Source organism: uncultured Mailhella sp. (assembly GCF_905187505.1).
GTDB lineage: Bacteria > Desulfobacterota > Desulfovibrionia > Desulfovibrionales > Desulfovibrionaceae > Mailhella.
Genome location: NZ_CAJJIC010000145.1, coordinates 1 through 5,536 on the forward strand (window position 1 = coordinate 1; position 5,536 = coordinate 5,536).

The window sequence follows — 5,536 nt, forward strand, 5'->3', positions numbered from 1 at the left end:
CGAAACAGGGGGGCGCGGGGGGAATTATTTCCCCCGCATTGCCTTTCCTGCCTTTCCTGCCTTTCCGGGGGGGCGGGGCGGCGTCCCGGCCTGACCTTTGTCAACGTCGCACGCTGACGAGGTAGAGTCTGGCGGAGGCGATGAGGAGGAGCAGGAAATCCGGGCCCCAGGCGGCCATGAAGGGGGGCAGGACGCCGCGCTGTCCCAGGGATTCGCCGAACATGGTGAGGGCGTACATGATGAAGGTACCGGCCATGCTTATGGCCACGGCGATATAGACATTGGAGAAGCGGGAGACAATGGCGGCGCCGAGCAGTGCCATGACGACGAGGGAAGCGGCGTAGGCGATTTTGCCGTGCCAGACGGTACGCAGGCCGTCCACGTTGGAGCCTGCGGCGCCGAGCTGTCTTATGGCGTCTCCGAGCTGCCATAGGGGGAGCTGCTGGAGGTTGTTGGTTTCCGTGGAGAAGAAGAGTTCGGGGTTCTGGTGCAGGTCGAGGGTAAGGGAAGGCAGGGCATCCCGGCGGTAGGTATCGGGATAGAGGCGCACGACGTCGGTGGCCGTCCAGCCGTTTTCGCTGCCGGAGACCTTCGGGGCACGGACGATGACGTCCACGTCTGCGTTGCCGTCCTTGACGTGGAAGGCGGAGAATCCCGTACCGTTACCGTCGGCGCGCAGGGTCTTTATGGACACGGTCCAGCCGTTTTCCATGAACCACACGTCATCGAGGGTACGATCGTCGAGGTCCTTCTTACGGACTTCCTCCTGCCATATCTGCTGGGAATAGCGTTCGCCCTCGGCGGCGAGGAACTGGGAGCAGCCGAACTGCACGCCGCCCCAGAACACGCCGCACATGACGAGGATGACGGCCACGGTGGCGAAGGAAATGCCTCCGGCGTGCAGGGCCGTGAGTTCACGGCTGTGTCCCATGAAGCAGAGCGTGACCACGGTGGCGAGCAGGAACACGGCGGGCAGGATCTGGGCCACGATGGAAGGCAGTCTCACCCCGAAGTACTGGAGGATGAGTCCTATGCCGGAGCCGGCTTCGATGAAGATGTCCACGCGTTCCACGAGGTCGGTGAGAAGGTAGATGCCCACGCCGAGGCCCATGATGAGCAGCAGCAGGCGGGCGTGCCGCAGAAAGATGTAACGGAAAAGCAGGCTCATGCCTTATCCTCCTTCTTCTTTTTGCGGCTTCTGCGGGACTCCCAGTATTCGGTGATGCGCGGCATTCGTTCCTGAGCGGCAAGTCTGATGCCGTAGATGCCGAGCAGGAGGAAGACGGCGTTGGGAACCCACAGTCCTATGGCCGGATCGAGGTCTCCGCTCTCGCCGAGGCTTATGCCCAGCATGAGCAGGCTGTAGTATATGAGGAAAAGCAGCAGAGCCATGAGCACGCCGGTCTGCTGCTTGAGGCCCTGGAAGGATGTGGCGATGGGAATGACGAAGATGCACAGCACCACGCAGGCGATGGGAAAGACGTGGCGCTTGTGACGTTCCACCACGATTTTGCGTGCCATGCGCGGGTCTGTTTTCTGGAGCTCAAGTTCATTCTGGGTGTCGTAGAGGCGCTGCCAGGTGTATTCCTTGGGCTTGACGGGGCCCATGTCCACGCCCTGGAACAGGGAATCGAAGCTCAGCCGCACGGCGTATTCCTGAAAGCCCATGATGGAAAGGGACTTGTCCTTTTCGGTGTAGCTGCGGCCGTTTTTGAGCAGGAAGATGAGCTCGCCGTTTTCGTAGTCGGCGTCAAGGCTGCCGTCCGGGGCGAGGATGGTCATGGTGGTGCCTGCGGCGCGTCTGTCCTCGACCATGACGCCGGCCATGGTGCCGGACACGGGATCGACCTTGCGGGCGAACATGACCATGTTGGGCACGTCCTTGTTGAACACGCCGGGCTGCACCACCACGCGGGCGCTGCTGCTTGCGATGTCGAGCACTTCGGAGCGGAAGTGTCCCATGCCCCAGGCCTGCCAGTACACGGAGATCCAGAAGCCGAAGAGCGCGCACAACACGGAGAAGATGAGCGGCGCGGGCAGCATCTGATACAGGCTCACGCCTCCGGCCTTGAGCGCCACGAGTTCCCTGTCGGTGCTCATGCGCAGGAAGGTGAGGAACACGGAGAGCATGCACGCTATGGGGCAGATGATGAGCAGGAAGAAGGGGCTCAGGTAGCCGAACAGCCGCAGCGTGTCCCAGATGCTGAGCTCGAGACCGAGGAGCATGTCACGCAGCTGAAGCGCGCGTCCCATGAGAATGAACAGAAGAAGAACCGCCATGGACAGAAAGAAGGTCTTGGCGTGTTCCAGAAACAGGCGTCGCTGAAGAAGGTTCATGCGCAGGCCTCATCCGACCTTTGTTCCAGAAGATGCGCGAGCGCCTCCTGATCGAGGGGGGAAAGGTTGAAGCGCGCGCCCGCGCCGTCCAGAAGCTCGGCCGTATCCATGCCGGGGCATTCGCGGCGACGCTCCACAATGTAGGCAAGAGCGCGGCGGACAAGTTCTTCATGCTGCATAACCGTGGCCATAGGGAATCTCCACAAGCGTCTGTCTTTGATCCGCGCGACGGTGCGCCGCGCCGGGAAACGAGACATGATAACCCGTTTTGCAAAAATGATGAAGGGCCAAAAACCCTCTCTTCCCGGAAGAAGACGCATCCGGGAAGGGGTACGGGGTGCGCGCCGTTGCGGGCGGAAGATCCGCGGCAAGGGTGGCGTCGCGGCCGGTCGGGAAGAACCGGGGACGGCTTCCGCCGGAAGTCGGGCCGGAAAAGAGGAGAAAATCGTTCCGCGGAACATGATCGGCCGGAAGCGGACCTCGGGGGAAAGGGAGGAGACGCCGGGCATTTGCCCGGAAACGAACCGCCGGTCCGCCCTCCCCTCCGGAACGGCATTTTCCGAAGAAGCGGAGAAGCGCGGATAAGGAGCCCGCAAGGAGCGCGGAGGAAAGTTCCTCCGCAGCTCTGAAGCGGCGGGACCGAGAATGCGGACGCGCCGCAGCCTCGTTCGGGGCCTTTTTCAGGGAACGCGCGCCCGGGAGGTTCCGCGCTGCGGAAGTGCTTCATGCGCGGCTCGGGCAGGCGCGGCGTTCCTGATGCGGAGCGCCTAGTCGAGCACTCTCATTTCATTGGGTTCCATGACCAGCGGCGTGCAGCCGGGCGCGTATTCCTTCAGGGACTCCACGAAGAGGTCGGCGTTCTGGGCCAGCACGGGGAAGGTGCGGTAGTGCATGGGCATGACCACGGGGGCGCCGAGCAGCGCGGCGGCCTTGGCGGCAAGAACGCCGTCCATGGTGAACACGCCGCCTATGGGCAGCAGCGCGAGGTCGAGCTTGAAGCGGTCGGCGATGAGTGCCATGTCTCCGAACAGACCGGTATCGCCGGAATGATAGACGGTGTGGCCGCCGGGCATTTCGATGACGTAGCCCACGGGAGAGCCGGTGGCGGCGGAATGGAAGGCCTGCGTCATGGTGAGCTTTGCGCCGTGGGCCTCAAGAGTGCCGTCCACGTTTCCGCCCATGCCGTAGTTGATGATCTGTCCTTCCGGCACGCCGTGTTCGAGGAAGTAGCCCACGAGGTCGGCGATGCAGTACAGGGTCGCACCGGTGGTGCGCACGATTTCCACGGTCTGCCCGAGATGATCGCCGTGATCGTGGGTCAGGGCGACGATGTCGGGACGGGGGATTTCACGCCAGTTCGGCGCGAAGGGGTTGCCTTCAAAGAAGGGATCGAGAAGAACGGACACGCCGTTTTCACTGAGCATGACGTTGGAGTGGCCATACCAGGTAATGTGCAGCTGAGACATGATTCCTCCGTTGATGAGGGGAATGGGATGGGGGAAATCTTTCCCCGGTTCTCTCCGGGGCTTAAGCGCCGGAGGGGACAGTGACAGAGATTCTCTTTTAATTTTAATATCACCCGTGCGCGTGGTCAAGCCATGAAGAGGCCCGTCTTGACAAAAGCGCCGGGGCGGGCAAGTTTGGCGAAAGCTCTTCTCCCCAAGCAAGGAGTCGTCATGACCCGCCAGATCACGCTTTTCACGCTCACGCTTTTTTTCTGCCTTGCGCCTTTTTCCGTCTTCGCGTTCGACGACGGGGTGGACAAGCTCAAGTTTGCCGCGCCCGACGGCTTCACGGAGCTTTCCGATCACGAATCCGATCTTTTTCTCGACACGGAAAGAAACGCCGTGCGTCACGGCCGTCTCATAAGGATGTATCTGCCGCAGTACATGGCGCATCAGTACCGCTACGGCAGCCGGGACGCGGTGACAAGGCAGGTGCTCATCTGCGCGCTCGAGGGACAGAGCCGCGCGCTCGATCAGAAGGACGCCGAACTTCTTGCGCGCTCCACGGAAGGACTTTTCATCGGCTTTTCGCGCATCCCGCGCAGCCGCACGGACACGCCTGCGCAGGAAATGGAGAACCGGGAAAAGGCGCTTGCGAACGCGCTTGCCACGGGCACGCCGCTGCTTGTGGATTCGGTGCGCACCTCAAGCGCGTTTCTCTACACGAGTCTCATCCACTTCAACATGATGGAGCGCGGCCCGAAGAGCTGGCTGTCCACGGCCGTGGCGACGGCGGTGGTGCCGGTGAAGGACACGGTGCTTTTCGTGACGGTGACGTCCATACTCGGCAACGACAAGCCCGCCCCCCATCTGGACTGGGTGAAGGAGACGGCGACGAGCTTTGCGGACATGATCGTGCGCGGCAACAAGACGGAAAAGAAATAGGCGCCGGCTTTTTGCCCGGGCAAAGACTTGCCTTGCGGCGAAAAATAGGATAGACACCACCAGGTACACATAATGCACACATCGGCAGCGGCCAGGGTTCCCGGGGACGAAAGGCGTTCACGGGTGAAGGGCCAGGGGTCGATGTGGAAGACAAACCCTTTTTTCTCAAGGAGAATTACCATGGCTTACGTTACCATGAAGCAGATGCTGGAGACCGGCGTCCACTTCGGCCACCAGACCCGTCGCTGGAACCCCAAGATGCGCCCCTACATCTTCGGCGCCCGCAACGGCATCCATATCATCGACCTTCAGCAGACCGTGAAGCTGTTCCGCACCGCCCACGACAAGATCGTGGAAACCGTTGCCAACGGCGGCAAGGTGCTTTTCATCGGCACCAAGCGTCAGGCTCAGGAAGCCGTGGCCGCCGAAGCCACCCGCGCCGGTCAGCCTTACGTAACCAACCGCTGGATGGGCGGCACCCTCACCAACTTCGTGACCATTCAGAAGAGCATCGAACGTCTGAAGAAGCTCGAATCCATGTTTGCCGACGGTTCCATCAACCGCTATCAGAAGAAGGAAATCCTCAGCTTCCAGCGCGAGCTCGACAAGCTGAACCTCACTCTCGGCGGCATCAAGGACATGGACAGCCTTCCCCAGCTCGTGTTCATCATCGACCCGCATCGTGAAGAGATCGCCGTGAAGGAATGCCGCAAGCTCGGCATCCCGATCGTGGCCGTCACCGACACCAACTGCGATCCCGACGTCATCGACTACATCATCCCCGGCAACGACGACGCCATCCGCGCCAT

Annotated in this window: 6 protein-coding genes; 2 read left to right on the forward strand and 4 right to left on the reverse strand. The window is 61.6% G+C overall.

Annotated features, from left to right (window positions below):
• Positions 1 to 100: 100 nt before the first annotated feature.
• The 4 genes from QZZ60_RS10305 to QZZ60_RS10320 all read right to left on the reverse strand — a co-directional run bounded on the left by QZZ60_RS10305 (position 101) and on the right by QZZ60_RS10320 (position 3,803).
• On the reverse strand, positions 101 to 1,168 hold the full coding sequence (locus tag QZZ60_RS10305; protein WP_295641140.1) for an LptF/LptG family permease: 1,068 nt from the start codon (positions 1,166 to 1,168) through the stop codon (positions 101 to 103).
• On the reverse strand, positions 1,165 to 2,337 hold the full coding sequence (lptF, locus tag QZZ60_RS10310) for an LPS export ABC transporter permease LptF (RefSeq protein ID WP_295641142.1): 1,173 nt from the start codon (positions 2,335 to 2,337) through the stop codon (positions 1,165 to 1,167). Before lptF ends, QZZ60_RS10305 begins: the two co-directional genes overlap by 4 nt.
• Positions 2,334 to 2,528, reverse strand: coding sequence for a hypothetical protein (locus QZZ60_RS10315; RefSeq protein WP_295641144.1), 195 nt, complete (start codon positions 2,526 to 2,528; stop codon positions 2,334 to 2,336). Before QZZ60_RS10315 ends, lptF begins: the two co-directional genes overlap by 4 nt.
• Positions 2,529 to 3,104: 576 nt before the next feature.
• Positions 3,105 to 3,803 (reverse strand): metal-dependent hydrolase, encoded by a 699-nt coding sequence (locus QZZ60_RS10320; RefSeq protein ID WP_295641146.1) that lies wholly within the window; start codon positions 3,801 to 3,803, stop codon positions 3,105 to 3,107.
• Between the two features lie 210 nt (positions 3,804 to 4,013).
• Here QZZ60_RS10320 and QZZ60_RS10325 point away from each other — a divergent pair, with 210 nt between their 5' ends.
• Both QZZ60_RS10325 and rpsB read left to right on the forward strand, forming a co-directional pair.
• A complete protein-coding gene (locus tag QZZ60_RS10325; RefSeq protein WP_295641148.1) occupies positions 4,014 to 4,727 on the forward strand; it encodes a hypothetical protein in 714 nt (237 codons plus the stop codon).
• A 180-nt stretch (positions 4,728 to 4,907) separates the two neighbouring features.
• Positions 4,908 to 5,536: 30S ribosomal protein S2 (rpsB, locus tag QZZ60_RS10330; RefSeq protein WP_295641150.1), on the forward strand; the 629-nt coding region annotated here is incomplete at its 3' end.